The sequence below is a fragment of the Vibrio pacinii DSM 19139 genome, assembly GCF_000711795.1.
GTDB lineage: Bacteria > Pseudomonadota > Gammaproteobacteria > Enterobacterales > Vibrionaceae > Vibrio > Vibrio pacinii.
Genome location: NZ_JONH01000048.1, coordinates 1 through 2,311, shown reverse-complemented (window position 1 = coordinate 2,311; position 2,311 = coordinate 1). Strand labels below are relative to the sequence as shown.

Genomic DNA, 2,311 nt, shown 5'->3' with positions numbered 1-2,311 from the left:
GTCGTCTTGTGCGTTTTGTCATAGTGTCACCTGTTAACTTATGAGGTGATGATATCACCTCTAACTAAGTGACCAAATTCACTATGCCACTACAATGAAATTAAAGTCAGTTAATGAATGTCCCTGATCTGATCGTAAGATTCTGATTTAGTTCATTTGATTTATGCAACAAAGCCCCTAGAACTAGAAGAAATTGGCTAGAGCAGTATGGTGAAGATTGGACTAATTGGTTAGCAGAACAAGAATTGAGTAAGGAGCTAGAAGGGGAAAAAGAATTATCATAGATTCCTATGACTAACTAATTTCCCTTTTCTTGAAATGCCCCTTAATTGGGGCTTTCTTTTCCATTAGGCACTTCCCCCTTTTGGGGTTGATGCACTCCTACGACAGGTGTACATAGAAAATGGAGAAATCCCCTAGCTATACATATATCAGTTACTAAAAATACTACTGATTCACTCCCCTCATAACCACACTAATTTGAGCAAATTTTTGCCTCGCAATTTTGTCATGTAGTATATGTTCCAACTAGAAGGAACATGATAATGGTAAGAGACAATACTCGCTGGTTAGAGGGCGATACACCTCCCTCTATTGAGCCTCCCCGTTTATCCACAAAAGAACGAATAGCTAAACAGCATGCTGAGCGTATTGCTCAATCTGAGAAGCACTGGGCTTATGTACAAGCCAACCAAGAGCGCTATGCAAACCAAAGAGCAGAAACAATAACTCGACGCAATGCTTCGCAAGTACTCGGTGATTCAATGGGGTTACAGTGCTCTCTTGAAGAGGAAATGAAGAAAAACAATCAGCATGTAATGATTGCTGATCTTGAGGATGCTCATAAGATTTTACATAACGTATGGTTTGAAGCTGGAAAAAATGTGGCGGCCATTGCTGCCAGTATTAACACCGCTAAATCATGGTTTAATCACACTGAACCAATGTTCAACGCAGCTTCAATTGCCAAGCAGTTTGGTGATATGAATATCAAAGCAGATCTTGTCGAAAGTAAAGGTAAAACCTTTGTTGCATTCAATGGCACAGACCAGAATGGTAAAGCTCTTAAGCATGCATTTGTGAATGGAACCCGCATCAACATGGATGGGAAAAAGTATCCCCTAAACTCTTTTAAGTCGATGCAAGCAGGGTTTAGCCCAAAAGCAAAAGCGGCTAACTTCAAAGGAGCAGGAGTACTAACCTTTGTCGTTTCGGCCAGCATTGCAACTAGTGATTTAGTGTTCAAAAGTGATTACCACTTAGTTGACTGGTTTGGTAACGTTGGCTCAGACATGTTTAAGTTTTTAGTACAGGTGGGCGTTGGTGAAGCCGCTCTCTGGTTAGCTGCTACCTATAGTGCTCCCATTATGTTGGGTGCAGCCGTTTGCTTTGCAGCATATGTACTAGTTGAACTTTTCTGGAGCGAGTATCAAATCTCAAAATTAATAGTGGAAGAGCTTGAAAATGCCGTCGAAGATTAAGGTACGCTTTGCTGGGGTAACACTTATCATTTTTGCGTTACTGTGTTGGATTTACCCTTCTTACAGTGTTTATTCCGACTACATAGAATTATTAAGTAAAGAGCCAGTGGTAAGAGTCTCAATCATCACTCTTTGGGTTCCCGTTGGACTGATAGGTGCTGTTGCCAGTCTAATCTGGATGTCCCCAAGAGCTCTTTATCATGGGAAAGGGATTGGAAAGGTATACTCTCCAAAAGCAATGCAACTAGCGAATAAGTTAACCCTTTATTTCGCATTAGCAGGGATAGCTTTTGCGGCTGGGTGGACATATCACAGTCTCGATTTACTTGAGAAATACGGTTACGTATACAGCCGTGACTTAACTAAGATTACGCCTACAGGTATCCACTTAACGTATGTTAAATCTTCCACCTAGATTCAGCAATGACCCTAGGCATAGAACAGTACTTAAGTAGAAACAAAAAAGGGAAAAAAGAATCATCATAGATATCTATGACTAACTAATTTCCCTTTCACTGAATAGCCCCTTCATTGGGGCTTTTTTTTTGTGTTGTTTAGAGATTAGGTGGCGGACACTTAAAGTACTCAGTCCAGTACCCCTCCCAATCATCAGACAAACTAAACAATGGAATGCCTCCTTTATGTGAGACTTAGTTTGGGCTGATAGTGCTTGTTATCCGTTCTTAGATTCCAGCGGAAGGTATAGATACCCGTATTAGAAAGAACTAAATAATTGTGTAACCCTCCCCAAAAAACTGGTCATTAGCTATTAGAGTTTTTCCGTTTACACTGAAACAAACGGAGAACGCATGATGAAAAAATCACGCTAC

General features: G+C 40.5%; 1 protein-coding gene. It reads left to right on the top strand.

Annotated features, from left to right (window positions below):
* Window positions 1–539: 539 nt before the first annotated feature.
* Entirely contained in the window at window positions 540–1,481 is a 942-nt protein-coding gene (locus tag BS19_RS14935; RefSeq protein ID WP_425425015.1) for a hypothetical protein, read from the top strand.
* The last annotated feature ends 830 nt before the right edge of the window (window positions 1,482–2,311 follow it).

Bases quoted from the DNA above. Each gene is read 5' to 3' on its own strand.
- BS19_RS14935 (WP_425425015.1), top strand. From the start codon at position 540: ATGATAATGGTAAGAGACAATACTCGCTGGTTAGAGGGCGATACACCT.